Origin of the sequence: Mesorhizobium erdmanii USDA 3471 (assembly GCF_000472705.1) — a bacterium.
In the GTDB taxonomy this organism is placed as follows: domain Bacteria; phylum Pseudomonadota; class Alphaproteobacteria; order Rhizobiales; family Rhizobiaceae; genus Mesorhizobium; species Mesorhizobium erdmanii.
This window is the reverse complement of record NZ_AXAE01000021.1, coordinates 7,501-33,156: the sequence shown is the minus strand read 5'-3', so window position 1 is coordinate 33,156 and position 25,656 is coordinate 7,501. Positions and strand designations below refer to the sequence as shown.

Sequence of the window (25,656 nt, the reverse complement as noted above, 5' to 3'; positions counted from 1 at the left end):
CCGGCCTTCCCTTTGCGATTTTCCCGCCCGAGGTCCCCATGTCCACGACGATTTCGCCGCTCGCGCCGAAGAAATACCCCAAGATGCCCGTCATCGAAGGGGTGCGCATCGCCACCGCCGAAGCCGGGATAAAGTACAAGAACCGCACCGACCTGCTGGCCATGGTCTTCGATGCCGGCACCACGGTCGCCGGCGTGTTCACCAAGTCGAAATGTCCCTCGGCGCCGGTCGATTTCTGCCGGCAGAACCTTGCCGCCGGCAAGGCACGAGTGCTGGTCGTCAATTCCGGCAACGCCAACGCCTTCACCGGCAAGAAGGGCCGCGAATCCACCGCGCTTACGGGCGAGGCGGCGGCCAAGGCGGCCGGCTGCACGCCAGGTGAGGTTTTCCTGGCGTCGACCGGCGTCATCGGCGAGCCGCTCGACACGACCAAGTTCAGCCATCTGCTCGGCGGGCTGGTCAGCGACGGCAAGCCCGATCTGTGGACAGAGGCGGCGAAGGCCATCATGACCACGGATACCTATCCGAAAGTGGCGACGCAGACGGTCAAGCTTGGCGACACCGACGTCACCATCAACGGCATCTCCAAGGGCGCGGGCATGATCGCGCCCGACATGGCGACGATGCTGTCCTTCGTTGCTACCGACGCGCCGATCGCGGCCCCCGTGCTGCAGGACCTGTTGTCGCGCGGCACGGCCAAGACCTTCAACGCGGTCACCGTCGACAGCGACACCTCGACCAGCGACACGCTGCTCATCTTCGCCACCGGCAAGGCCGCGAAGCGCGGTGCGCCTGAGATAACCGACCCGAAAGATGCCCGCCTTGGCCAGTTCCGCCGGGCGCTAGGCAAGGTGCTGAAGTCGCTGGCGCTGCAAGTGGTGCGCGACGGCGAGGGCGCCCGCAAGCAGGTCGAAGTCACCGTCACTGGCGCCAAATCGGCCCGCTCGGCCAAGCGTATCGCCCTGTCGATCGCCAATTCGCCGCTGGTCAAGACGGCGGTCGCCGGCGAGGACGCCAATTGGGGCCGCGTCGTCATGGCCGTCGGCAAGGCCGGCGAGCCCGCCGACCGCGACCGGCTGTCGATCTGGTTCGGCGACAACCGGCTGGCACATGAGGGCGAACGCGATCCGGCCTATTCGGAAGAAAAGACTTCGGCCTACATGAAACGCGACGATATCCGCATTCGCGCCGATATCGGCATCGGTCGCGGCAAGGCGACGGTGTGGACCTGCGACCTCACCAAGGAATATGTCGCCATCAACGGCGACTACCGGAGCTGACGGTTTTGGCTTCCAGGCATCCGGCAAGCATGCTCGCGATCGTGCGCCGCTACGAGGCGGCCGGCTTTCGCGCCTGGCCGGCGGCCGCCGTCCACTATGACGGCACCTGGGTGGTGCGGCTGACGGCCGGCCATCCGGCCAAGCGGCTGAATTCGGTCAACCCGCTCGATCCCGGCGACACCCAGCACATGGCCGACCGTATCGGCCGGGCCAGCCGACGTTTCGATGCGTATGGCAGGCCGCTGACGTTCCGCATGTCACCACTGTCGGGTCCCGATCTGGCCAGTCATCTCGACAAGGAGGGCTGGAGCCGGTTCGACGAATCGCTGGTCATGCGGCTGCCGCTGGCCGATGCCCAGCTCGATGCCGCCATGGACCAGATTCCGCTCAAGGACATCAGCCGCTTCATCGGCGCGTCGCTCAAGGTCAGCGGCTCGGACGTGTCGCTGCGGCCAGGCCTGTCGGAGATCATCGGCGCCATCCAGCCGGAGGCCGGGTTGTTCGCGCTCGAAGATGGAGCCGAGGCGCTGGCGACGCTGATCTGCGTGCATGATGGCGATCTCGCCGGCCTGTTCGAGGTCGCCACCGACAAATCGGCCCGCAACAAGGGCCACGGCCGCAACCTGATCCTGTCGGCGCTGAAATGGGCGCGGCTGCGCGGAGCGCGGGAAGCCTGGCTGCAGGTCGAGGCCGGCAATATGCCGGCGCTGGCGCTCTATCGGTCGCTCGGCTTCGAGGAAGTCTATCGCTATCACTATCGCCGGCCGCCCGGCCATGAGTGAAGTCGACGACCTGACGAAAACCGGCAAGCGCCTGCTCCTGGTCGCCGCTTGTGCGCTGGTCGACGCCGACGGTCGCGTGCTCCTGGCGCAGCGGCCCGAGGGCAAGCAGCTGGCCGGCCTGTGGGAATTTCCCGGTGGCAAGGTCGAGCCCGGCGAAACGCCGGAACAATGCATCATCCGTGAACTGCACGAAGAGATCGGCATCGAGACCGAGATCCCGTGCCTCGCGCCACTCACCTTCGCCAGCCATTCCTATGACGACTTCCATCTCCTGATGCCGCTGTTCGTCTGCCGCCGCTTCCGCGGCATTGCCCAGCCTCGGGAAGGGCAGGCGCTGAAATGGGTGCGGCCGAAAGAGATGCGCGGCTATCCGATGCCGCCGGCCGACGCGCCGCTGATTCCGTTCCTCATCGACCTGCTTTGACTATCTTTTGATGCATTCCCAAGGGGAAGCGCTATGCGCTTCTCCCGGGAAAACCGCTTCACACTTTCCTTGAATTGCTCTGAGGACCGGCTCCCGGTCCATATCAGCCAGCGTTAATGGAAGATTTATCTGATCATGAAAAATTGATGGATGGCCGTGGTTTCGCGGCCATGTCGCCGATTTGCTGGGGAGCGATACTATGAGCCTGGACAGGGATTGGGATTCGATCCGGCCCGACCGCGGCTTCCGTGCCGCCGATGCGGGCATGGGCATCCTGCGCATCACGCTGCTGTTCGGGTCGGCCGTGGTGGCGCTGGCGTTGATCGCCACCCCTTTCCTCGACAACCAGACGCGCTCGCAATCGGCGCGCAACGATTTTCCCGGCCTCGACATGACGGCCACCGGCTCGATCAGTCATCGCAGCACCTATACGGTTCGGCGCAGCGTTCTGCAGGCAAAGCCCGGTTCGGTCTGCATCATCGGATCCGACGGGAGGACCAGCGGCGACTGCTGACATGGTTAAGATATTTGCGAAAAGGCGGCGGCTTCACCGCCTGTTAAGGCTTTGCCATTAACCTTTCTTAACAGATCGGCGGTAAGGTCCTGGCAAGAGGGATCGAGGGCTATGAAAACAGTGCTGCTGCGTTTTCTGAAAGACGAGACCGGCGCGACGGCGGTCGAATACGCCCTGATCGTCTGCGTTTTGTCGCTGACGATCATCGGCGGCATCGGCCAGGTCTTCAATTCGATCACATGGCTGTTCAGCGACAACACCAGCAGGCTTGCGAACGCATTCGCTGCGCCTTGAGCGCAATCGCGACGGCCGTTCAGTGTTCGTCGGACCCTTCCAGGATCGTCTTCAGCGAAACCTTGGCTGAACCGGGCTTCAGCGGTTTCTGCTGCGACGCATCGGGGGCCCAGCCGGACATCCAGACCATCGAGAAACTTGCCCGGATCCGACCGTCGGGGTCGGAAAACCGCTCGGCGTAGATTTCAGCGGCACGGGCAAACAGCCCGCGTGTGCCCGGCCGCCGGCTGCGATCGGCGAGCGCGCTGGTTTCACCCATGGCGCGCAGATCGGCCATCAAGGCAAACAGATTGGCATAGCGCACCGTCACGGTCTCGACGTCGGCGACCGGCAGAGCGAGACCGGCGCGCTGCAGCAGCGCGCCGGCATCGCGCACGTCGGTGAAGGGGATGACGCGCGGGCTGACGCCGCCGTAAAGCTCGGTCTCGGCCGCAAGCAGGCTTTCGCGCAACTCACCGAGCGTGCCGGCGCCGGCAAAGGCACCAAGGAACAGCCCGTCCGGCCGCAGTGCGCGGCGGATCTGGATCAGCATGCCGGGAATGTCGTTCATCGCCTGCAGCGACAGCAGCGACACCGCCAGATCGAGGCTTTGCGGCTCGAAGGGCACGGTTTCCAGCGGCGCGATCAAGCCGGCGGCACCATTCAGGAAGGCCGCGTCGGTCTCGACGCGGAGGATATCCGCCACCTTGCCGCTCGCCGCGAGCACGCCGGCCGCGGCCGATGTCTGGCAAAACAGCACCGCCGCCTTGCCGAACCGGCGCTCGACGGCGCCCAGCCGGTCGGCAAGGTCATCGGCGGCACGGTCCATCAGGAAATCGGCGCCGTCGAGCGGCTGGGCGAGCGCGCGCCGCTTGTGCGCCAGCCACAAAGAGGTATCCATAATAGGCTGCAACGGGCGCGTCCTTGTTTGTCCGCGCCTTGAAACAATTGGTATGGTGGCGCGGAGAACCATCCACGTGGCCGATCCGATGCCGGAGATCAAGTCCATCGAGATCAGGAACCTCACCCGCTCGGCAGCCCGGTCAGCCCTGGCCTGGCCGGCACGCATCTTGTTTCCGCCCGTCTGCGCCGGTTGCCGCCGTCATGTCTCGCAGCCCGGCGTGCTGTGCGGCGCCTGCTGGCCGAAGTTGCGGCTCCTGGAACGGCCCTGGTGCCCGGTGATGGGCACGCCGTTCACTCACCATATGGGCGAAGGCTTTCTGTCGGCCGAGGCGATCGCCGATCCGCCGCCCTTCGAGCGGGCGCGTGCAGCCGTGGCCTATTCCGGCGTCGCCCGCCAGATGGTGCAAGGGCTGAAATACCAGGATCGCACCGACCTGGCGCCGTGGATGGCGCGCTGGATGGTGCGCGCCGGCGCCGATCTCATCGCCGAGGCCGATGTGGTGGTGCCGGTGCCGCTGCACTGGCGACGCTTTTTCAGGCGGCGTTTCAACCAGTCGGCGGAACTGGCTCGTGCGGTTTGCGAGCTGAGCGGCCTGTCCTTCGCGCCTTCCGCCATGCGGCGCGTGAAGCTCACCCGTCAGCAGGTCGGACTGGAGCGGCAGCAGCGCGAGGAGAACGTGCGGGCCGCCTTCCGCGTGCCTGCCGAGGCGGAAATCGAGATCGCCGGGCGCAGGGTGCTTCTGATCGACGACGTCTACACCACGGGCGCCACGGTGCGCGCGGCGACCAAGGCGTTGAAAAGGGGAGGTGCGGCCGCGGTCGACGTACTGACCTTTGCGCGTGTGTTACCGGGGGACTTCCGGGCGGACGAGTCCGCGACTATATAAGTCGGCAACGCAAACGGAAATTCGTCATGGTCGATGTCACGATCTATACGCGCATGATGTGCGGTTACTGCACGGCGGCCAAGCGGCTCTTGGAGCGCAAGGGCGTCGCCTATACCGAGCATGATGCATCGTTTTCGCCGGAATTGCGCCAGGAGATGATGTCGCGCGCTCACGGACGCACGACCTTTCCGCAGATTTTCATCGGTGACACGCATGTCGGCGGCTGCGACGACCTCCATGATCTGGAGGCCGAAGGCCGGCTGGACAAACTGCTCGCCAACGGCTCGGCAATCTGAGGGTGTGACGATGGGTGTTTTCAAGGCCGCCGCGGTCCAGATGCGTTCAGGCGAAAGCCCGGAACGCAATGCGGTCGATCTAGAACGGCTGGTGCGTGACGCGGCCGCCCAGGGCGCGACCTACATCCAGACGCCGGAAATGACCGGTGCGCTGATCCGCGACAAACAAGCGCGCGCCGCCTCCTTCACCTCCGAGGACAAGGACATCATCGTCGCCACCGCGCGCCGACTGGCAGGGGAACTCGGCGTCTTCCTGCATATCGGCTCGACCGCCATCCTGCGCGCCGACGGCAAGCTTGCCAATCGGGCACTGCTGTTCGGTCCGGACGGTGCCGTGCTCGCCACCTATGACAAGATCCACATGTTCGACGTCGATCTCGACAATGGCGAGAGCTGGCGCGAATCCGCGGCCTACGAACCCGGCACCGAGGCCGTCGTGACCGGGGTTGCGGGCGCGAAGCTCGGCTTTGCGGTCTGCTACGATCTGCGTTTCCCGCAATTGTTCCGTGCCGAGGCGCTGGCCGGCGCCGATGTCTTGACCGTGCCCGCCGCCTTCACCCGTCAGACCGGCGAGGCGCACTGGCATGTGCTGCTGAGGGCCCGCGCCATCGAGAACGGCGCTTATGTCATTGCGGCCGCGCAAGGCGGCTTGCATGAGGACGGCCGCGAGACTTTCGGGCATTCGCTGATCGTCGATCCGTGGGGACGCATCATCGCCGAAGCCGCGCATGACGAGCCGGGCGTGATCGTCGCCGAGATCGACCCGGCTCAGTCGCTTGCGGCGCGCAAGAAGATCCCGAACCTCAAAAATGCGCGGGATTTCACCGTCAATACCGATGGAGTGGACGCGCCGCGCCTCAGGGGTGCCGCCTCTTGATCCGCTTTTCCCTGATCTGCGAGAACGAGCACGAATTCGAGGGCTGGTTTCGCAGCAACGACGATTTCGACATTCAGAAGAAGCGTGGCTTTGTCGATTGCCCGAGTTGCGGCTCGCACAAGGTAGAGAAGGCCCTGATGGCGCCCGCCGTTTCGACGGCGCGCAAGCAGGAGACCATAGCGCTTGCCATGGGAGAGGCGCAGAAACAGGCCCTGGCGCAGCTGAAGGCGATGGCCGAGAAGGTGCGCGAGAATGCCGACTATGTCGGCGACAAGTTCGCCGAGGAAGCGCGAAAAATCCACTTCGGCGAAACCGATGCGCGCGGCATCTATGGCGAGGCGACGCTGGACGAGGCCAAAAGCCTGGCCGATGACGGCGTGGAGTTCATGCCGATCCCGGTGTTTCCCGACGACCGCAACTGAGCGGTCAGCTCACGCTGCCAATCAATTTCTCCAGCAGACTGGCCAGCGTCTCCCGTTCAGCCGGCGTCAGGGCCGCAAGGATTTCGTGCTCGTTGGCGACATGGGCGGTGACAGCCTCGTCGATCAGGGCCAGCCCCTTTTCAGTCAACTGCACGACAATCCCGCGCCTGTCGTTGGGGTGCGGTCCGCGCAGGATCAATCCGGCCTTTTCCAACCGGTCGAGACGGTTGGTCATGGCGCCCGATGTCACCATCGTGGCTTCATAGAGAGCGGTCGGCGTCAGCGTGTAAGGCGACCCGGAGCGGCGCAGCGTCGCCAGCACATCGAATTCGCCGGCCTGCAGTGCGAAACGGGCAAACAGCGGGGCGAGGCGGTCGCGCGCGATCAGGGAGGATGCTTCGTTCAATCGCCCGAGCACCGCCATCGGCGAAACATCAAGGTCCGGCCGCTCCCGTTTCCACTGCTCGATCGCCTTTGCCGCGCGATCCATCTATCTCATCGTTAAATATCTTGACGTTAAGAATCTTTTTGTTATTTTAACTGAAGATACAGAACCGGCCAAGCGCCGCAAGTTCCAATTTCGAATGGCGTGACGGGACATCGGATGAAATATCTTTGGGATTCGGCGCTCGGCCTGCTGGTCGTCACCGGCGGCCTGCTCGGCCTGACGCTGCCCTTCGGCAAACTGGCCACGGCCGCCGGCGTCCCAGCCATGGTCTGGGCCTTCGTCATCTCGTTGGGCGCCGGCGGCGTGCTTCTATGCGTGCTCCTGGCACGCGGCGAACGGATCCGGCTCACCGCACACAAGCTGCGCTATTTCTTCGTCACGGCCGCCGTGTCCTATGCCGTCCCCAATCTCTTGATGTTCTCGGCCATTCCGCACCTTGGCGCCGGCTATACGGGCATCATGTTCACGCTGTCGCCAGTCATCACGCTGGTGTTCTCGATCCTGCTGCGTGTGCGGCGCCCCAACATGCTGGGCGTCATCGGCATCGCCGTCGGCTTCGTCGGCGCCATTATGGTGGCGGTGACGCGCGGCGAGGCCGGCCAGCCGGCCAATCTGTTCTGGGTGGTGATGGGGCTGCTGATCCCGGTCAGCCTTGCCGCGGGTAATATCTACCGCACCGTCGACTGGCCTGATAGCACCGGTCCGATCGAGCTTGCCGTCGGCAGCCATCTGGCGTCAGCGGCGCTGCTTTTTGCCGGTATTCTTGCCCTGTTCGGCCTCAAGGCCTTCGCGACGCTCGGCGGCGTGCCGACGGTCGTCGTCGCGCAAGTCGCATCGGCGTCGGCGATGTTCGCCTTCTTCTTCCGGCTGCAGGCGGTCGGCGGCCCGGTCTATCTCAGCCAGATCGGCTATGTGGCGGCCGCGGTCGGGCTCTTTGCCGGCACGATCTTCCTTGGCGAGCACTATCAGTTGCTGACCTGGGCGGGCGCCGTCATTATCACCGCCGGCGTCTTCATCACCACCAGGGCGCAAAACCAGAAAGCGTAGCAACTGTCGATTGCTCGACTTCTGAACAGCTCAACAGGATCAGACCGAGCCCTTTTCCGCCAGCACCATGTAGTTGACGTCCATGTCCTTCGATCGCGCCCACCGATCGGCGAGCGGATTGTAGGAGACGCCGGTGCGGTCGATGATCGTCAGGCCGGCGCCGCCGAGGGCCTTCTCAAGCTCTTCCGGGCGCACCAGCTTGCCGAACTGGTGGGTGCCGCGCGGCAGCCAGCGCAGCACGTATTCGGCGCCGATGATGGCCAGGCCGAGCGCCTTCAGCGTGCGGTTGATGGTAGCCACGAACATGATGCCGCCGGGCCGGACCATCTGCCCGCATTTAGCGACGAACAGGTCGATGTCGGCGACATGCTCGACCACTTCCATGTTGAGGATGACGTCGAATGTCTCGCCGGCGTCAGCGAGGTCCTCGGCCGTCGTGGCGCGGTAGTCTATACTCACATTGCCTTCGGCCGCGTGCAGTTTTGCCACTTCGATGTTTGTTTCCGAGGCATCCGCTCCCACGACGTCGGCGCCAAGTCGCGCCATCGGCTCGCACAACAGGCCGCCGCCGCAGCCGATGTCGAGGATGCGCAGGCCTTCGAAAGGCCGCGCTGCGCGTGGATCACGGCCGAAGCGCGTCGCTATCTGGTCGCGGATATAGGAAAGTCGGACTGGATTGAATTTGTGCAGCGGCCGGAACTTGCCGTTCGGGTTCCACCACTCGGCGGCAAGGGCGGAAAAGCGTTCCACTTCTCCGGCATCGATCGTCGATCGTCGGGCTTCTGGCATGGATTGGTCTCCTCGAACGCTAGGAAGTCGGGCGTGGGGGAGGGAATGTCAAGGCAACAATTTTCCATGGTGACAAAGAGACCGGCTGACCTGAACGCGCAGCCTATTTCACGTCAAGCGCTTCGCGTAGCTTGGCCCCGAGCTGCTCGATGGTGAAGGGCTTGGCCAGGAAGTGCACGTCATGGTCGAGCACGCCGTTGTGGACGACGGCATTCCTGGTGAAGCCGGTGGTGAAGACGACCTTCAGACCAGGCTGGCGCGCCACCGCTTCCTCGGCGAGCTTGCGGCCGTTCATCACCGGCATGACGATGTCGGTGAAAAGCAGGGCGATGTCAGGGGTCGCGGCCAGTTTCTGCAGCGCCTCCTCGCCGCTTTCGACGTGGATGACCGTGTAGCCGAGTTCGCGCATGGCGTCCGTGGTGGCGGCCCGCACGCGGGCGTCGTCCTCGACGACGAGGATCGTCTCGGTGACGTTGGCGGTACTCTTGCCACGTCCGGCTGACGTCGCCGGCTCCTCCGGGCCGAAGAAACGGGGCAGATAGATCCGGATCGTCGTGCCTTGGCCCGGTTCGGAGTAGATCTTGACGTGACCGCCCGACTGCTTGACGAAGCCGAACACCTGGCTCAGCCCAAGACCCGTGCCCTTGTTAACCGGCTTGGTCGTGAAGAAGGGTTCGAAGGCCTTGGCGATGATGTCGGGCGACATGCCCGTGCCGGTGTCGGTCACCGCGATCATCACATACTGGCCTGATGTGACTTCGGCATGCGTCGCGGCATAGGCCTCGTCGAGATGGCTGTTGGCGGTCTCGATGGTCAGCTTGCCCTCATTGTCCATGGCGTCGCGGGCATTGACGGCCAGGTTGAGGATCGCGTTCTCGATCTGGCTGGGATCGGCGTGGGTTTTCCAAAGGCCGCCCGCCAGCACCGTTTCGATGCGGATGCCTTCGCCGAGCGCCCGGTGCAGAAGGTCGGACATGCCGGTGACGAGCCGGTTGGTGTCGACCACCTGAGGCGCCAGCGGCTGCAGACGGGAAAAGGCAAGCAGACGCGAGGTCAAATTGGCGGCACGGCTGGCCGCGTCCGTCGCGGCCTCGATGAATTTCTCGATATCATTCTCGCCGCGCTTCAATTTGCGCTGGGCAAGGTTCATGGCACTGAGGATGACCGCCAGCATGTTGTTGAAATCGTGGGCGATGCCGCCGGTCAGTTGCCCGACCGCCTCCATTTTCTGCATCTGGCGGATCTGGGATTCGGCCTTTTCACGCGTGTCGATCTCGCTGCCGAGCTCGATGTTCTTGCGCATCAGCTCTTCCTGGGCCGCGGCGACCTCGCGAAAGCGACGGCGGGATTGGCGGATCGTGTAGGCGCCGAGCAGGAAGATCGCGATAAGCGCCGCCAGCGAAGCGATGCGCAGCCAGGCCTCGACCTTGTCCGTGTGTTCGTCGCGCGCGGCGATGTCGGCGGCGCCGATGCGCCGGATCGTGTCCATGCTGGCACGGATCTCGTCCATGGCCGCCTTGCCCTGGCCGCCTCGGACGAGTTCCAGCGCCTTCGTCGCATCGCCCTTGTCGTAGAGCGCGATCGTTTCGGACAATTCGGCCTGCTTTTGGGAAAGTGCGTCCTTGATGTGGCTGATCTGTGGGGCAAGCTGATCATTGGGTGGCGTCATGGCGTCGATGCGGGCTAGTTGCCCCGGGATCGCATCGACAGCCTTCTGGTACGGCTCGAGGTAGGGTGTCTCGCCGGTCAGCAGGTAGCCGCGCTGGCCGGCCTCGGCATCCTGCGCCAATGAAAGCAGCCCGGAAAGCTGTTCCTGATACTCGATCGTCTCGCGAGCGGCGGCACGGTTGGCCCGCTGTCCTTCGACCAGCAGGGCGCGGGTGCCGACGATCAGGGCCAGCACGGCGAAACCGACGACAAGCGGCAGCGATTGCAATCGCATGGCGCGCCGAAGACGAGCAATCATCTGTTATGCCGGACCAAAAGCAATTCCCCCGCGGGCAGCATTTGGTAAGCGGCGCCGTCCGCCAAGGCAATATGCCATCTTGTTGAAGCCGGCATATTGCCGCCAGCCTTGCGAAACCGAAAGCATTTGGCTAAGGAGGCCGCGCATTCAGCGGCCGGCGTCAGCCGGGCGCTTTCCTCCGCTTTCGGCTCCCGGTTCTTGGCAGGGAGTGGCTTCAGTCAAAGGCATTTCGCTTCCATGGCGCGTATCGTGATGAAATTCGGCGGGACCTCCGTCGCCGACATCGCCCGCATCCGCAATGTGGCGCGTCACGTCAAACGCGAGGTCGACGCCGGCCATGAGGTGGCGGTGGTGGTTTCGGCGATGGCCGGCAAGACCAACGAACTGGTCGCCTGGACGCGCGAGGCCTCGCCGATGCACGACGCACGCGAATATGACGCGGTCGTCGCTTCGGGCGAACAGGTCACCGCCGGCCTGCTGGCGATCACCTTGCAGAACATGGGCGTGCATGCCCGCTCCTGGCAGGGCTGGCAGATCCCGATCAAGACCGACAATGCGCATGGCGCGGCGCGTATCCTCGACATTGACGGCGCATTCCTGATCAAGCGCTTCGGCGAGGGTCAGGTGGCCGTCATCGCCGGCTTCCAGGGCATCGGCCCCGACAATCGCATCGCCACGCTCGGTCGCGGCGGCTCGGACACAAGTGCGGTGGCCATCGCCGCGGCGGTCAAGGCCGATCGCTGCGACATCTACACCGACGTCGACGGGGTCTACACAACCGATCCGCGCATCGAGCCGAAGGCGCGGCGGCTGGCCAAGATCTCGTTCGAGGAAATGCTTGAAATGGCTTCGCTCGGCGCCAAGGTTTTGCAGGTGCGTTCGGTCGAGCTTGCCATGGTGCACAGGGTGCGTACCTTCGTGCGGTCGTCCTTCGACGATCCCGACGCGCCCGGAATGGGGGATTTGCTCAATCCTCCGGGAACGCTCATTTGCGACGAGGAAGAGATCGTGGAACAGCAGGTCGTCACCGGAATTGCCTACGCCAAAGACGAGGCGCAGATTTCGCTGCGCCGCGTCGGCGATCGCCCTGGCGTCGCCGCCGGCATCTTCGGTCCGCTGGCCGAGGCCAACATCAATGTCGACATGATCGTCCAGAATATCTCCGAGGACGGCAAGCTCACCGATATGACCTTCACCGTGCCGTCCGGTGACGTCGACAAGGCGTTGGCCGTGCTCCAGCGCATCAAGGCGGATGTCGGCTACGATGTCGTGCAGTCCGAAGCCGGCATGTCGAAGGTTTCGGTCATCGGCATCGGCATGAGGAGCCATGCCGGTGTCGCGGCGACCGCCTTCAAAGCGCTGGCCGACAAGGCGATCAACATTCGCGCCATCACCACCTCCGAGATCAAGATTTCGATACTGATCGACGGTCCGTACACCGAACTGGCAGTTCGCACTTTGCATTCCGTCTACGGTCTGGATAAGCAGTAGCAAGACTGAATCAGTTGTTGCGCGCGTGCCGGCAGCGGCGGAAACTGCGCCGGCAAGTGTTCATTGGAGAAGAAGCCGCGATGCGTGACCAGGCCAGTGGCCCGCGCGTTTTGCTGAAACGGCTCCGCGAGCTCATGCAAGAGCCGCTGGAGCCGCAGGAGCGGCTTGACCGGATCGTGCGCGACATCGCCTCCAACATGGTCGCCGAAGTGTGCTCGCTCTATGTGCTGCGCGCCGATTCAGTGCTCGAACTCTACGCCACCGAAGGTCTGAACCCGAACGCCGTCCACTTGGCGCAGCTGCGGCTGGGACAAGGCCTTGTCGGCACGATCGCCGCTAGCGCGCGGCCGCTCAACCTGTCCAACGCGCAGGAACATCCGGCTTTCGCCTATCTGCCGGAGACCGGGGAGGAGATCTACAATTCCTTCCTTGGCGTGCCGGTGCTCAGAGCAGGGCGCACGCTGGGCGTCCTGGTCGTGCAGAACAAGACCATGCGCCATTACCGCGACGACGAGGTCGAGGCACTGGAGACCACGGCGATGGTCATCGCCGAGATGATCGCAACAGGCGATCTGGCGCGGCTGACCCGGCCGGGCCTCGAACTCGACCTGCGCCGGCCCGTCAGCTTCACCGGCCTGTCGTTCAACGATGGTGTCGGGCTTGGCCATGTCGTGCTGCACGAGCCGCGCATCGTCGTCACCAATCTGTTCAATGAGGACAGCGAGGAGGAGGTGCGTCGCCTCGATGGCTCGCTCGGTTCGCTCCGACTCTCGATCGACGACATGCTGGAGCGCCGCGACGTCGCCTTCGAGGGCGAGCATCGCCAGGTGCTGGAAGCCTACCGCATGTTCGCCAACGACCGTGGCTGGGTGCGGCGCCTTGAAGAGGCAATCCGCAACGGCCTGACCGCAGAGGCCGCGGTGGAAAAGGTGCAGAGCGACATGCGCGCCCGCATGCTGCACATGACCGATCCCTATCTGCGCGAGCGGATGAGCGATTTCGACGACCTCGCCAACCGGCTGCTACGCCAGCTGATGGGGCGCGGGCCGGAGGACGTCGCGGCCTCGCTGCCGAAGGATGCCATCATCGTCGCCCGCTCGATGGGCGCGGCCGAACTGCTCGATTATCCCCGGGACAAATTGCGCGGACTGGTACTCGAGGACGGTGCGGCCACCAGCCACGTCGTCATCGTCGCGCGCGCCATGGGCATTCCGGTCGCCGGCCAGATGAAGGGCGCCGTTTCCATGGCGGAAAACGGCGATGCCATCATCGTCGACGGCGAGGAAGGCACGATCCATCTGCGGCCGCAGTCGGATCTCGAAGCCGCCTATGCCGAAAAGGTACGGTTCCGTGCCCGCCGGCAAGAGGTCTACCGCGAGCTGCGCAAGAAGCCGTCGATGACCCGGGACGGCGTTCAGGTCGACCTCCTGATGAATGCCGGGCTTGCCGTCGACCTGCCGCAGCTTGCCGAGGCTGGTGCAGCCGGCATCGGCCTGTTCCGCACCGAACTGCAGTTCATGGTCGCCTCGACCTTTCCGCGCGCCGAGGCGCAGGAAAAACTCTACCGCGACGTGCTCGAGGCGGCGCGCGGCAAACCGGTCACCTTCCGCACCATCGACATCGGCGGCGACAAGGTGCTGCCCTATTTCAAGGGCGCCATCCAGGAAGAGAACCCGGCGCTCGGCTGGCGGGCGATCCGGCTGACGCTCGACCGGCCGGGGCTGCTGCGCACCCAGATCCGCGCCCTGCTGAAGGCCAGCGGCGGGCGCGAGCTCAAGCTGATGCTGCCGATGGTGACCGAGCTCGGCGAGATTGCGCAAGCGCGAGAGATCATCGACCGCGAGGTGCGGCATCTGTCGCGCTTTGCCCATCATCTGCCGACCAGCCTCAAGCTCGGCGCCATGCTGGAAGTGCCGTCGCTGCTGTTCCAGCTCGACGAGTTGATGAAGGCGGTCGATTTCGTTTCGGTCGGTTCGAACGATCTGTTCCAGTTCGTCATGGCGGTCGATCGCGGCAACACGCAGCTGGCCAACCGCTTCGACACGCTGTCGGCGCCGTTCCTGCGCGTTCTCAAGCAGATCGCTGATGCCGGCGCGCGCAACCACACACCGGTGACGCTGTGCGGCGAACTCGCCGGCAAGCCGATCTCGGCCATGGCGCTGATCGGTCTTGGCTTCCGCTCGATCTCGATGTCGCCGGCCTCGATCGGACCGGTCAAGGCGATGCTGACGGAACTGCCTCTGGATGAGCTGACGGCGTTTTTCGACGACAACCTGATGGCGCCGGCGCAGGGGCTGCCGATGCGGGCGCTGCTCCAGGCCTTCGCCGACGACCGCTCGATCCCGTTGTAGCGCCCCCGTCATGGTCAATTTGCCCCGCGATCGTATGGATCAAGTCGTCAAGCGTTTCGAGATGCTCGAAGCGCAGATGTCGGCCGGCCCGGCGCCGGATGCCTATGTGAAAATGGCATCGGAATATGCCGAGCTGCAGGACATGGTGGGCAAGGTTCGGGAATTGCGCTCGGCCGAGCATGAGCAGGCCGACCTCGAGGCGATGCTTGCCGACAAGGGTACCGATGCCGAGATGCGGGCGCTCGCCGAGGCGGATCTGCCCGGTGTGGAGGAGCGTATCGAAGCGCTGCAGAAGGACATCCAGGTTCTGCTTCTGCCCAGGGATGCCGCCGACGACAAGAACGCCATCCTCGAAATCCGCGCCGGTACCGGCGGCGATGAGGCCGCGCTTTTCGCCGGCGACCTGTTTCGCATGTATGAGCGCTATGCCGCCGGACGCGGCTGGCGGTTCGAGACAGTGTCGGCCAGTGACGGCGATGCCGGCGGTTTCAAGGAAATCATCGCCACTATTTCCGGCAGGGGGGTCTTTGCCCATCTGAAATTCGAATCCGGCGTGCATCGGGTGCAACGCGTGCCGGCGACCGAGGCGAGCGGGCGCATCCACACGTCCGCGGCGACCGTCGCCGTGCTGCCGGAGGCCGAAGAGGTCGATATCGAGATCCGGGCCGAAGACATCCGCATCGACACGATGCGCGCCTCCGGCTCCGGCGGTCAGCATGTCAACACCACCGATTCGGCCGTCCGTATCACCCATTTGCCGACCGGCATCATGGTGGTGCAGGCGGAGAAGTCACAGCACCAGAACCGGGCGAAGGCGATGCAGATCCTGCGCGCCCGGCTCTATGATCTGGAGCGCAGCAAGGCGGATGAGGAACGTTCCGAATCACGCAAGTCCCAGGTCGGTTCGGGCGATCGCTCGGAGCGCATCCGCACCTACAATTTCCCGCAGGGCCGCGTCACCGACCACCGCATCAACCTGACGCTTTACAAGCTCGACCGGGTGATGATGGGCGAACTCGACGAAGTTATCGACGCATTGGTCGCCGATCATCAGTCGAAACTGCTGGCCGATATCGGCCTGGATGGCTGACAAGCTGCCCGACACGCTGGGGCTTCTGCTGCGGGAGGCGCGGGCCAGGCTTGTGGCGGCAGCTGTCGATGATCCGGAGCTCGATGCCCGGCTGATCTTCGAACATTTTTCCGGGACGACCCGCACGCAGGCCATCGCCGAGCCCGGACGCGAGATCGACAGGAACGCCATCGCCGCCATCGAAGCCGCCCTGACACGGCGAGCCGGCGGCGAGCCGGTGCATCGCATCCTCGGCTATCGCGAATTCTACGGTCTGCGCCTGTCGCTGTCGCCAGAAACGCTGGAACCGCGGCCGGACACCGAGACGCTGGTCGAGGCGATCCTGCCCTTCGTCAAGGCAACCGCCGTGCGGGAGGGCGTATGCCGTATCCTTGATCTCGGCACCGGGACGGGTGCCATCGCCCTGGCCTTGCTGAGTGCGGTGCCAGCCGCCACCGCCACCGGTGTCGATATTTCCACCGGCGCGCTGGCTACGGCGGCCCATAATGCCGTACAGCTTGGGCTCGGCGGCAGGTTCACGACCGTCCGGTCGGACTGGTTCGAAAAAGTTTCCGGCCGATACCATGTAATTGCCGCAAACCCTCCCTATATACCTTCACGAGACATTGGAAATCTGCAGGACGAGGTCCGCGATTTCGACCCGCGTCTAGCCTTGGATGGCGGCGTGGATGGGTTGACCCCCTACAGGATCATTGCCGCCGAGGCGGCCTGGTTTCTAGAAGCCGAAAGCAGGATTGCGGTCGAGATCGGCTACACGCAACGCAATGAGGTTACGGATATATTCAAGGCGGCTGGTTACGCATCGGCCGTTGCCATGCGTGATCTCGGCGGAAACGATAGGGTTCTTGTCTTTCAAAGGGGATAAGCCTTGACGCAGTGCGAAAAAACCGCTTGGCAATACCGGGGAATGCGGCTAGGGTCGCCTCAACCGGATGAGACGAAGCAGGCAGTGCTCTTAGCGATTCGGTCCTCCTTGGAAATAGCTGCCTTCTTGCGCAAACGACGCCCAAGCTTCGTGCGGGAATCGTCCGGCAAGTGATGTAACCGGAACAGGATGGCACGTGGCGCCAACGCAATTGATGCGGGCGAACGCCGGTGAAGAAACGAAACGGCTGGCTGCATGAGCGCCTCCGTTCGTGACGAGTTTTCGAAAATTTCAAGATGAAGAGAGTCGAATGAGGCCACAACAGCAGAACAGGCGCATGCGCGGTCGCAACAACAATGGCGGCGGCGGTGGCAACAACAATAATAACAACAACAACCGCAAGGGCCCGAATCCCCTGACGCGCAACTACGAGAGCAACGGCCCGGACGTGAAGATCCGCGGATCGGCTCAGCAGATCGCCGAAAAATACGCCACTCTGGCCCGTGACGCGCAAAGCTCCGGCGACCGGGTGATGGCGGAGAACTATCTCCAGCACGCCGAACACTACAATCGCATCATAGCAGCCGCGCAGGCGCAGATGCCGATCCAGAACACGCAGCAGAATCGCGACGATTTCGACGATGACGGCGATGAGGATCGCGACGATTTCGACAATGCCGGCAACAGCGGGGCGGGCAACAGCGGCAACACCGTTTCCGACCCACAAATTCCGGTGATCAACCATGGCGCCGGGCCGCAGCCGGTGATCGAAGGCATGCCGGCCGAGGTTGCACTCAACCGCGAAAACGGTCGCGACAATCGCGACAGTGGCGGGCGCGACAGTGGCGGGCGCGACAATAATGGGCGCAACAATGGCGGCCGCGACAACAATGGCGGGCGCCACCGCGATCGCCGTCCCAATGGCGGCTATGGCCAGAACGGCCAGCGCGACTACGGTTCTTCCGCGGAACAAGGCGGCCAGCAGCAGCGCAGCGAGGCCCCGGTACAGGCAGAGTTACAGGGCGAGCCCGGTACGCCGGTCGAGACCGTTGCGGCGGCCGAGCCGGCTCCGCTGTTCGGGGGTTTTTCGCCGGCGGCTCTTGCCGCCCAGGCCGAGCTTAACGAGGCGGCTGCCGAGAGCGGTGCTGCCCGTCGCCCCCGGCGTCCGCGCCGTCCGCGCGCCAATATTGACCAGGTCGACGGCGGTAACGACAATGCGAATGCCGGCGAGGTGGCAGCGACCCCGGCCGACAGCGGCAATGCGGAGCCGGTGATTGTCGACATCGACAACTGATCGAACAGCATTTCAAGGCGTTGAACGGCGGGGAGAAATCTCCGCCGTTTCCGTTTGGGCTGACGTGCAATATTATGCATTGACCGATATCAAGGCGTCTTGAGACGGAATGGTCCATGCACCATATCTCGGCTGAACAGGATCCGGCTCGAACGGGCGGGTCCGTCACCGCAATCTGATCCGGTGCCGCAAAGCGGGCCGGTGACGGAAGGAGACAGATATGAACCTTGAGAAATACTCCGAGCGCGTGCGCGGCTTCATCCAGTCCGCGCAGACGATGGCGCTCTCCCGCAATCACCAGCAATTCACACCCGAACATATTTTGAAGGTGCTCGTCGACGATGATGAGGGCCTTGCCGCGTCGCTGATCGAACGCGCCGGCGGCAACGTCCGCGACGTCAAGCTCGGTATCGAGACCGCCCTCGAGGCGATGCCGAAGGTGGAGGGCGGTAATGGCCAGCTCTATCTGGCACAGCCGTTGGCCAAGGTGTTCTCGACCGCCGAGGAACTGGCCAAGAAGGCCGGCGACAGCTTCGTCACCGTCGAGCGGCTGTTGCAGGCACTCACCATGGAGAAGTCGGCAAAGACCGCCGATATCCTAGCCAAGGCAGGTGTCACCGCACAGGCGCTGAATCAGGTCATCAATGATGTCCGCAAGGGCCGCACCGCCGATTCGGCGAGCGCCGAGCAGGGCTATGACGCGCTGAAGAAGTACGCGCGTGACCTCACGGCCGACGCCCGCGCCGGCAAGCTCGATCCGGTCATCGGCCGCGACGACGAGATTCGCCGTACCATCCAGGTGCTGTCGCGCCGCACCAAGAACAATCCGGTGCTCATCGGCGAGCCCGGAGTCGGCAAGACGGCGATAGCCGAAGGCTTGGCGCTGCGCATCGTCAATGGCGACGTGCCGGAATCGCTGAAGGACAAGCAGCTGATGGCGCTCGACATGGGCGCGCTGATCGCCGGCGCCAAATATCGCGGCGAATTCGAGGAGCGGCTGAAGGCCGTGCTCTCGGAAGTCACCTCGGCCAACGGCAACATCATCCTGTTCATCGACGAGATGCACACGCTGGTCGGTGCCGGCAAGGCGGATGGTGCAATGGATGCGTCGAACCTGTTGAAGCCGGCGCTTGCGCGCGGCGAACTGCACTGCGTCGGCGCGACCACGCTTGATGAGTACAGAAAACATGTCGAGAAGGATCCCGCCCTTGCCCGCCGCTTCCAGCCCGTCTTCGTCGACGAGCCGACGGTGGAGGATACGGTCTCGATCCTGCGCGGCCTGAAGGAAAAGTACGAGCAGCACCACAAGGTGCGTATCTCGGATTCGGCGCTGGTGGCGGCGGCGGCGCTGTCCAACCGCTACATCGCCGACCGTTTCCTGCCAGACAAGGCGATCGACCTGGTCGACGAAGCCGCGTCGCGGCTCAGGATGCAGGTCGATTCCAAGCCCGAGGCGCTAGACGAGATCGACCGCCGCATCATGCAGCTCAAGATCGAGCGCGAGGCGCTGAAGGTCGAGACGGATGATGCCTCGAAGGACCGGCTCGCACGGCTCGAGAAAGAACTTGTCGGCCTCGAAGAGGAATCGGCGGAGATCACTTCGAAATGGCAGGCCGAGAAGCAGAAGCTCGGGCTCGCCGCCGATCTGAAGAAGCAGCTCGACGAGGCGCGCAACGAACTGGCCATTGCCCAGCGCAAGGGTGAGTTCCAGCGCGCCGGCGAGCTTGCCTATGGCAAGATCCCGGAACTGGAAAAGAAGCTCAAGGAAGCCGAGGCCCAGGATGGCAAGGCCGGCATGGTCGAGGAAGTGGTCACCCCCGACCACGTCGCCCATATCGTCTCGCGCTGGACCGGCATTCCGGTCGACAAGATGCTGCAGGGGGAGCGCGACAAGTTGCTGCGCATGGAAGACGAGATCGGCAAACGCGTCGTCGGCCAGGGCGAGGCAGTGCAGGCCGTTTCGAAGGCGGTGCGGCGCGCCCGTGCCGGCCTGCAGGATCCGAACCGGCCGATCGGCTCGTTCATCTTCCTCGGGCCGACGGGCGTCGGCAAGACCGAACTGACCAAGGCGCTGGCAAGCTTCCTGTTCGACGACGACAGCGCCATGGTGCGCATCGACATGTCGGAATTCATGGAGAAGCACTCGGTCGCCCGGCTGATCGGCGCGCCTCCCGGCTATGTCGGATATGAGGAGGGCGGCGCGCTGACCGAAGCGGTGCGGCGCCGGCCCTATCAGGTCGTGCTGTTCGACGAGATCGAGAAGGCACATCCCGATGTCTTCAACGTGCTCTTGCAGGTGCTCGATGACGGCCGGCTCACCGACGGGCAGGGCCGCACGGTCGATTTCCGCAACACGCTGATCATCATGACGTCGAACCTCGGCGCCGAATATCTGGTCAATCTCGGCGAGGACCAGGATGTCGACGCCGTGCGCGACGAGGTGATGAATGTGGTCAAGGCATCGTTCCGGCCGGAGTTCCTCAACCGCGTCGATGAGGTGATCCTGTTCCACCGGCTGCGCCGCAAGGACATGGACCGCATCGTCGAAATTCAGCTCAAGCGGCTGGAAAGCCTGCTTGTCGATCGCAAGATCACGCTGTCGCTGGATCGTGAGGCGATCGAGTGGCTCGCGGCCAAGGGTTACGACCCGGCCTATGGCGCGCGGCCGCTGAAGCGGGTGATGCAGAAGGAACTGCAGGATCCGCTGGCCGAGAAGATTCTGCTCGGCGAGATTCTCGATGGCTCGACCGTCAAGGTCACGTCTGGTTCCGACCGGCTGAACTTCCGCTCGAAGCCAACGGTCGTCGCGACCGAGGCTGCGGCCTGATCAATATATGTCGCCCAAAACTGAACTCGGTTTTGGGTGAACGACATGCATAAAAACAAGGATGCCGCGCGTCCATCCCGGACGCGCGGCGTTTTCACAGCAATGTTGGGGGGTGGATGACGCCGGACGACTACAACAGCTTCTGCGCCTCGCTGGCCGCGACAAACCACGTCGTGCAGTGGGGCGGCGCCCACGTCTGGAAGGTCGGGACCAAGGTTTTCGCGATCGGCGGCTGGGACCAGGGCGAGCAGCTCTTCGTCACCTTCAAATGTTCCGATATTGCCTATGATGTGCTCAAGGAGCAGCCCGGGCTGCGGCCGGCGCCCTACCTTGCCTCGCGTGGGATGAAATGGATCCAGCGTCGGACAAGCCAGAGCATGGATGATGCCGCGCTGAAGGACTATCTGCGCGAGAGCCATCGCCTTGTCGCCCTGAAGCTGACCAAGCAGGCGCGGAGGGAATTGGGGTTCGCCGCAAACTAGCTATTCGTCGACATGCCGGAAAACCGCCATCTTCATGCCCGGTTCATGTTGGAACCATATGGTAGGGTAAATGGTTTGCTGGCGAATGGGTTCGCTGGACAATAATGCCGGACGGCGGCAATTACGGACCGGAGAGTTTGGCCACGATGTTCCGCACGATCTTTGCCCTTACGGCGCTTGCCACCGGGTTTGTGCCTTTTGCCGCGCTTGCCTCGCCGACACAGGACAACGCGACAAGGGTTGTCCGCGCTGCCGATAATGGCGGCATTCTCGTTGCCCAGGATGGAAATCTGGACATCTACTACGACGCCCGCGGCAACCGCGTCATCGTCGATGCCGATACCGGCAAGGTCATCGCCATCCAGCCGCCGCAAACACGGCTCGACCGCCGCGCGCTGCGCCGCGAGACAAGGCTGCGCGAGTTGGGCCGTGCCCCCAGCGGCGATGATCGCTACTATCTCGACGATCCGGAAGACATGGCTCGGTTCCGTCGCAAGCAGCTGGAAGAGGAGGGCCGGGTCATCCCGCCGCCGGCCGACGAATATGACGCCAATGGCGACAATTCGGTGGACGCCTATCCGCCGGCGCCGCAGGACGACGGCACTTACGACAATACTTATCCCGATGCGCGGCCGCCGGCAAAGCCGGGCAGCATCAAGCGTCAGCCGCTCAACGAGGCCTCGATAGACCCTATGCAGCCGTCGGCCCCGGCGGAACAGGCCGCGCCCTCCGACCAGACAGGCCTGCCGCCCAAGCTAGGCGGCAAGACGACGGTCGATCCGTCGCTGGCGCTGGGAGCACGCCAAGATGTCGCGGCACTGCAGGTGCTACTCGACCGGGGCGGTGCTTCGCCCGGCGTCATCGACGGCCGCTTTGGCTCGAATGTCGACAAGGCGCTCGCCGCCTACAATGAGATTACGGGCAGCAATTTGAAGTCGACCGATTCGACCGGCATCCAGGCGGCCCTTTCGCAGTCCGGCGGTGACCCCTTTGCCAACTACACGATCACAGCCGAGGACGCAGCCGGACCCTATGTCGCCTCGATCCCGGAAGACTACAGCCAGAAGGCGCAGCTCAACTGCATGTGCTACACCTCTGTTACCGAGGCGCTGGCGGAGCGCTTTCACATGGATGAGAACTATCTGAAGTCGATCAACAAGGGCCTCGACTTCAACAGCCCCGGCACGATCATCAAGGTCGCCAATTTCGGCAAGCTGGTGTCGACGCCGGTAGCGCGCATCGTCGCCGACAAGACCAAGAAGGAAGTGTACGCCTACGATGCGGGCGGCAAGTTGGTCGCGGCCTATCCCGCAACCATCGGCTCGGCCGATACACCGTCGCCCACCGGCATCCACGCCGTGTCACGCATCGCGCTCGACCCGAATTACACCTACAACCCCAACATCAACTTCAAGCAGGGCCAGAACGACAAGATTCTGACCATTCCGCCAGGCCCCAACGGACCTGTCGGATCGGTCTGGATCGCCTTGGACAAGCCGACCTACGGCATCCACGGAACGCCCGAGCCGTCGAAGATCGGCAAGACCGAAAGCCATGGCTGCGTGCGCCTGACCAACTGGGACGCGCGCGAACTGGCCAAGCTGGTCTCGCCAGGCGTTACCGTGGAATTCGTTGGCGGACCTTCAGCCGATGACGTTGCGCAGCAATGAGCCGCGCAGTGCAGCGGCATAGACCAGCTGCACGACCAACGAGCCGGCGCGACCCTGACCTTGTGGCCAGTTCTATCTGGTTTTAACGAGATCGACTTGCTGGCTTGTTGTTGGGCGTATGCCAACGGTCTAAGCAAGCTCATGCAATCCTCTGGCGAAGCCGCAGTTCCCATGACCGCGACCAACGGGACGTTCTGTTCGCAATCGCAGCGACGTTACGTGTTGATCGCGGCGATCCTGGCCTCGGCGCTCGGCTTTATCGATGGGTCCATCCTGGCCATCGCCATGCCGGCGATCCGGATCGATCTCGGCGCCAGTCTTGCCGAGGCGCAGTGGATTTCCAATGGCTATGCGCTGACGCTGTCGGCGCTGATCCTCGCCGGAGGCGCCGCTGGCGACCGGTTCGGGCTGCGCCGCGCCTTCGTGGCCGGCATTATGCTGTTCGTCGCAGCCTCGCTCGCCTGTGCGCTGGCGCCGAATGCTGTCGTCCTGATCGCGTTTCGCGCACTTCAGGGCATAGGCGCGGCGATCATGGTGCCGGGCAGCCTCGCCATCATCGCCAAGGCCTATCCGAAAAAAGAACGCGGCCGGGCGATCGGCATCTGGGCCGCCGCCTCGGCACTGACCACCGCGCTTGGCCCCGTGCTCGGCGGTTTGGTACTTTCAGCTTTCGGCGGTGGTATCTGGCGGGCGATCTTTGCCGTCAACTTGCCGCTTGGCCTGATCTCCATCTATCTCCTGCTCTTCAAGGTCCCGGCCGATGCGCCGACGGAAAAACGCAGCCTAGATCTTGGCGGTGGGGCGTTGGCGACGCTGGCCTTCGGCGCGCTCGCCTATGGGCTGACTTCGATGAGTTCCAGCGGCGAGGGCCACATGGCGGGGCCGAGCATCGCCGCCGGCGCCGTGCTGCTTGTCGTCTTCATCCTGTTCGAGCAACGGCGGCGCGAGCCGATGATCGACCTCAGCCTGTTTCGTATCGGGGCTTTCGCTGGCGCCAATGTGGCGACTTTCTTCCTCTATTTCGCGCTGTCGGCCAATCTGTTCTATCTGCCGATGCTGCTGATTGCAGGCTGGGGATTGAGCACGGCCGAGGTCGGCTTCATCTTCCTGCCGCTGTCGGCATCGATCGCGCTCCTGTCAGGACCGGTCGGCCAATTGTCAGACCGGATCGGGCCGCGTTTCCCGATTTCGTGCGGGAGCCTGGTCGTGGCTTTCGCCTTCGCCGGACTTGCCCTGCTCAGCCATGGCGGCATCCACCATTTCTGGACCGGAACATTTCCGCTGATGGCGTTGATGGGGCTCGGCATGGCCCTGGTCGTCTCACCACTGTCGACGGCGATCATGACGGCGGTGGAAGACAAGGATACGGGGGCCGCCTCCGGCATCAACAATGCCGTCTCGCGTATTGGCGGCCTGATCGCGGTGGCGGCAATGGGATCGCTTGCCACCTGGGTCTATTCAAGGATGCTCGACACCAGCATCAGGCCGGGCATTCCGGGTTTTGGCGAACCTGTATCGACAGGCCTGCCGCCCGAACTTGAAGCAACGCGGCTTGCTGCCAGCGACATGGCTTTTTCGGCCGTATCTTTGACGACCGCCGTGCTCTGCCTGCTTGCAGCGATCATCGCCTGGATGACCGTTCCGGGTCAGGCACTGCCCTGGCGGCGTCGCCGAGAAATTGATTCGCCCCTGCCGGATCGGTAGAGGTTCAGCCGTCGATCTTGGCGCTGGCGACCTTCAGCGAGTTGCCATCTTCCTGCTTCAGCAGATCGTCGATGCGCTCGCGTTCGCGCTTGAAGGCAACGAGGTCGTCGCCTTTCAGCACCTTGCCGACCGGCAGGCGGACACGCATCGAATCAACCTTGGTGCCGTTTACGATTAGCTCGTAGTGAAGATGCGGTCCGGTGGAGAGGCCCGTTTGACCGAGGTAACCGATAACCTGGCCTTGGCGGACGCGCACGCCGACGGCAATGCCTTTGGCGAATGCGCTCTGATGGTTATAGGATGTCTCGTAGCCATTGGCATGGCGGATCATTATCTGTTTGCCGTAGCCCCCGGCCCAGCCGGCTTTTTCGATGACGCCGTTGCCGGCGGCAATGATCGGGGTGCCGATGGGGGCCGCCCAGTCCGTGCCGGTGTGCATGCGGACATAGCCCAGGATCGGATGCTTTCGAGCGCCAAACCCGGAGGTGAACCTGCCGTTGGGCAAGGGGTTGCGCAGCAGGAATTGCTGGGCGCTCGAACCGTTCTCGTCGAAATAGTCCGAGCTGCCATCTTGCATCTGGAAGCGGTAGAAGTTGCGCGTCGTGCCGCCGAAGGTCGCCGAGACGTACAGAAGCTCGGAATCGTCCGAGGTCTGGTCGTCGCCATCGGGCTGCGAGAACAGCACTTCGAGGCGATCGGCCGGATTGAGGCGGGATTGGAAGTCGACATCGGAGGCCAAGAGCTTGATCAGCCGCTGGGTCATCGCCTTGGACATGCCGTAGGAATAGGCGGTGCGGTAGATGCCGTCATAGACATTGGGCAGGTTGCCACGCACCACGACGGGTGCCGACGAATCGTCGAACGCCGTCAAAAGTTCGGGATTCGGGTCCGGCTCCTGCGCGGGCACATATTGGCCGCGGTCGTCCAGCGCGATGGTGACGATATGCGTGGTCTTGTCGTAGACGCTGGTGCGC

The 25,656-nt window shown here is 63.9% G+C and carries 24 protein-coding genes (1 of these 24 only partly in view); 19 read left to right on the top strand and 5 right to left on the bottom strand.

What is annotated here, in order from left to right:
• The first annotated feature begins 38 nt into the window (after nucleotides 1-38).
• From argJ to A3AU_RS0117620, 5 genes are all read left to right on the top strand, one after another.
• Entirely contained in the window at nucleotides 39-1,280 is a 1,242-nt protein-coding gene (argJ, locus tag A3AU_RS0117640; RefSeq protein ID WP_027054033.1) for a bifunctional glutamate N-acetyltransferase/amino-acid acetyltransferase ArgJ, read from the top strand.
• Nucleotides 1,281-1,309: 29 nt separating this feature from the next.
• Complete coding sequence (locus tag A3AU_RS0117635) at nucleotides 1,310-2,062, top strand: GNAT family N-acetyltransferase (RefSeq protein ID WP_027054032.1); 753 nt, start codon at nucleotides 1,310-1,312, stop codon at nucleotides 2,060-2,062.
• On the top strand, nucleotides 2,055-2,486 hold the full coding sequence (locus A3AU_RS0117630) for a (deoxy)nucleoside triphosphate pyrophosphohydrolase (RefSeq protein ID WP_032917600.1): 432 nt from the start codon (nucleotides 2,055-2,057) through the stop codon (nucleotides 2,484-2,486). The genes A3AU_RS0117635 and A3AU_RS0117630 overlap by 8 nt, the downstream gene beginning before the upstream one ends.
• Before the next feature lie 199 nt (nucleotides 2,487-2,685).
• Nucleotides 2,686-3,000, top strand: coding sequence for a hypothetical protein (locus A3AU_RS0117625; RefSeq protein ID WP_027054030.1), 315 nt, complete (start codon nucleotides 2,686-2,688; stop codon nucleotides 2,998-3,000).
• A 111-nt stretch (nucleotides 3,001-3,111) separates the two neighbouring features.
• Nucleotides 3,112-3,294 (top strand): Flp family type IVb pilin, encoded by a 183-nt coding sequence (locus tag A3AU_RS0117620; RefSeq protein WP_027054029.1) that lies wholly within the window; start codon nucleotides 3,112-3,114, stop codon nucleotides 3,292-3,294.
• Nucleotides 3,295-3,313: 19 nt separating this feature from the next.
• Here A3AU_RS0117620 and A3AU_RS0117615 read toward each other — a convergent pair whose 3' ends face one another.
• On the bottom strand, nucleotides 3,314-4,186 hold the full coding sequence (locus tag A3AU_RS0117615) for a methyltransferase domain-containing protein (protein WP_027054028.1): 873 nt from the start codon (nucleotides 4,184-4,186) through the stop codon (nucleotides 3,314-3,316).
• A 64-nt stretch (nucleotides 4,187-4,250) separates the two neighbouring features.
• On the opposite strand from A3AU_RS0117615, the gene A3AU_RS0117610 reads away from it, so the two are divergent.
• The 4 genes from A3AU_RS0117610 to A3AU_RS0117595 are packed head-to-tail and all read left to right on the top strand — an operon-like array spanning nucleotide 4,251 to nucleotide 6,658.
• Complete coding sequence (locus A3AU_RS0117610; RefSeq protein ID WP_027054027.1) at nucleotides 4,251-5,063, top strand: ComF family protein; 813 nt, start codon at nucleotides 4,251-4,253, stop codon at nucleotides 5,061-5,063.
• A 26-nt stretch (nucleotides 5,064-5,089) separates the two neighbouring features.
• Complete coding sequence (gene grxC, locus A3AU_RS0117605) at nucleotides 5,090-5,359, top strand: glutaredoxin 3 (RefSeq protein ID WP_027054026.1); 270 nt, start codon at nucleotides 5,090-5,092, stop codon at nucleotides 5,357-5,359.
• Nucleotides 5,360-5,369: 10 nt separating this feature from the next.
• Entirely contained in the window at nucleotides 5,370-6,236 is an 867-nt protein-coding gene (locus tag A3AU_RS0117600; protein WP_027054025.1) for a carbon-nitrogen hydrolase family protein, read from the top strand.
• Nucleotides 6,233-6,658: a DUF1178 family protein gene (locus A3AU_RS0117595; RefSeq protein WP_027054024.1), complete on the top strand. Its 426-nt coding sequence runs from the start codon at nucleotides 6,233-6,235 to the stop codon at nucleotides 6,656-6,658. The genes A3AU_RS0117600 and A3AU_RS0117595 overlap by 4 nt, the downstream gene beginning before the upstream one ends.
• 4 nt (nucleotides 6,659-6,662) lie before the next feature.
• Here the strand turns inward: A3AU_RS0117595 and A3AU_RS0117590 are convergent, their stop codons facing one another.
• A complete protein-coding gene (locus tag A3AU_RS0117590; protein ID WP_027054023.1) occupies nucleotides 6,663-7,148 on the bottom strand; it encodes a MarR family winged helix-turn-helix transcriptional regulator in 486 nt (161 codons plus the stop codon).
• Nucleotides 7,149-7,262: 114 nt separating this feature from the next.
• Between A3AU_RS0117590 and A3AU_RS0117585 the strand changes: the two genes are divergently transcribed.
• The gene (locus A3AU_RS0117585; RefSeq protein ID WP_027054022.1) at nucleotides 7,263-8,153 is read left to right on the top strand and encodes a DMT family transporter; all 891 of its coding nucleotides are present in this window, start codon (nucleotides 7,263-7,265) and stop codon (nucleotides 8,151-8,153) included.
• Between the two features lie 39 nt (nucleotides 8,154-8,192).
• On the opposite strand, the gene ubiG is transcribed toward A3AU_RS0117585, so the two are convergent.
• Both ubiG and A3AU_RS0117575 read right to left on the bottom strand, forming a co-directional pair.
• Nucleotides 8,193-8,942: a bifunctional 2-polyprenyl-6-hydroxyphenol methylase/3-demethylubiquinol 3-O-methyltransferase UbiG gene (gene ubiG / locus A3AU_RS0117580; protein ID WP_027054021.1), complete on the bottom strand. Its 750-nt coding sequence runs from the start codon at nucleotides 8,940-8,942 to the stop codon at nucleotides 8,193-8,195.
• Between the two features lie 103 nt (nucleotides 8,943-9,045).
• Nucleotides 9,046-10,884 (bottom strand): CHASE3 domain-containing protein, encoded by a 1,839-nt coding sequence (locus A3AU_RS0117575; protein WP_027054020.1) that lies wholly within the window; start codon nucleotides 10,882-10,884, stop codon nucleotides 9,046-9,048.
• A gap of 261 nt (nucleotides 10,885-11,145) precedes the next feature.
• Here A3AU_RS0117575 and A3AU_RS0117570 point away from each other — a divergent pair, with 261 nt between their 5' ends.
• From A3AU_RS0117570 to A3AU_RS0117530, 9 genes are all read left to right on the top strand, one after another.
• Nucleotides 11,146-12,399 (top strand): aspartate kinase, encoded by a 1,254-nt coding sequence (locus A3AU_RS0117570; protein WP_027054019.1) that lies wholly within the window; start codon nucleotides 11,146-11,148, stop codon nucleotides 12,397-12,399.
• An 80-nt stretch (nucleotides 12,400-12,479) separates the two neighbouring features.
• Nucleotides 12,480-14,750 (top strand): phosphoenolpyruvate--protein phosphotransferase, encoded by a 2,271-nt coding sequence (gene ptsP / locus A3AU_RS0117565; protein ID WP_027054018.1) that lies wholly within the window; start codon nucleotides 12,480-12,482, stop codon nucleotides 14,748-14,750.
• Between the two features lie 10 nt (nucleotides 14,751-14,760).
• A complete protein-coding gene (prfA, locus tag A3AU_RS0117560) occupies nucleotides 14,761-15,840 on the top strand; it encodes a peptide chain release factor 1 (protein WP_027054017.1) in 1,080 nt (359 codons plus the stop codon).
• Nucleotides 15,833-16,705 (top strand): peptide chain release factor N(5)-glutamine methyltransferase, encoded by an 873-nt coding sequence (gene prmC / locus A3AU_RS0117555; protein ID WP_027054016.1) that lies wholly within the window; start codon nucleotides 15,833-15,835, stop codon nucleotides 16,703-16,705. The genes prfA and prmC overlap by 8 nt, the downstream gene beginning before the upstream one ends.
• 310 nt (nucleotides 16,706-17,015) lie before the next feature.
• Nucleotides 17,016-17,999, top strand: a complete 984-nt coding sequence (locus A3AU_RS0117550; protein WP_027054015.1) for a DUF4167 domain-containing protein — start codon at nucleotides 17,016-17,018, stop codon at nucleotides 17,997-17,999.
• Between the two features lie 220 nt (nucleotides 18,000-18,219).
• On the top strand, nucleotides 18,220-20,826 hold the full coding sequence (clpB, locus tag A3AU_RS0117545) for an ATP-dependent chaperone ClpB (RefSeq protein WP_027054014.1): 2,607 nt from the start codon (nucleotides 18,220-18,222) through the stop codon (nucleotides 20,824-20,826).
• A gap of 116 nt (nucleotides 20,827-20,942) precedes the next feature.
• Nucleotides 20,943-21,308 carry an MmcQ/YjbR family DNA-binding protein gene (locus A3AU_RS0117540; protein ID WP_027054013.1) on the top strand — a complete coding sequence of 122 codons (366 nt, stop codon included), beginning with the start codon at nucleotides 20,943-20,945 and terminating at the stop codon, nucleotides 21,306-21,308.
• Between the two features lie 146 nt (nucleotides 21,309-21,454).
• Nucleotides 21,455-22,978 carry a L,D-transpeptidase family protein gene (locus A3AU_RS0117535; protein WP_027054012.1) on the top strand — a complete coding sequence of 508 codons (1,524 nt, stop codon included), beginning with the start codon at nucleotides 21,455-21,457 and terminating at the stop codon, nucleotides 22,976-22,978.
• 141 nt (nucleotides 22,979-23,119) lie between these two features.
• On the top strand, nucleotides 23,120-24,682 hold the full coding sequence (locus A3AU_RS0117530; RefSeq protein WP_027054011.1) for an MFS transporter: 1,563 nt from the start codon (nucleotides 23,120-23,122) through the stop codon (nucleotides 24,680-24,682).
• A gap of 4 nt (nucleotides 24,683-24,686) precedes the next feature.
• Here the strand turns inward: A3AU_RS0117530 and A3AU_RS0117525 are convergent, their stop codons facing one another.
• On the bottom strand, nucleotides 24,687-25,656 hold the 3' end of the coding sequence (locus A3AU_RS0117525; RefSeq protein ID WP_027054010.1) for a M23 family metallopeptidase. The gene runs 1,001 nt beyond the window's last position; only the last 970 of its 1,971 coding nucleotides appear in the window; its start codon lies beyond the right edge, outside the window; the stop codon is at nucleotides 24,687-24,689.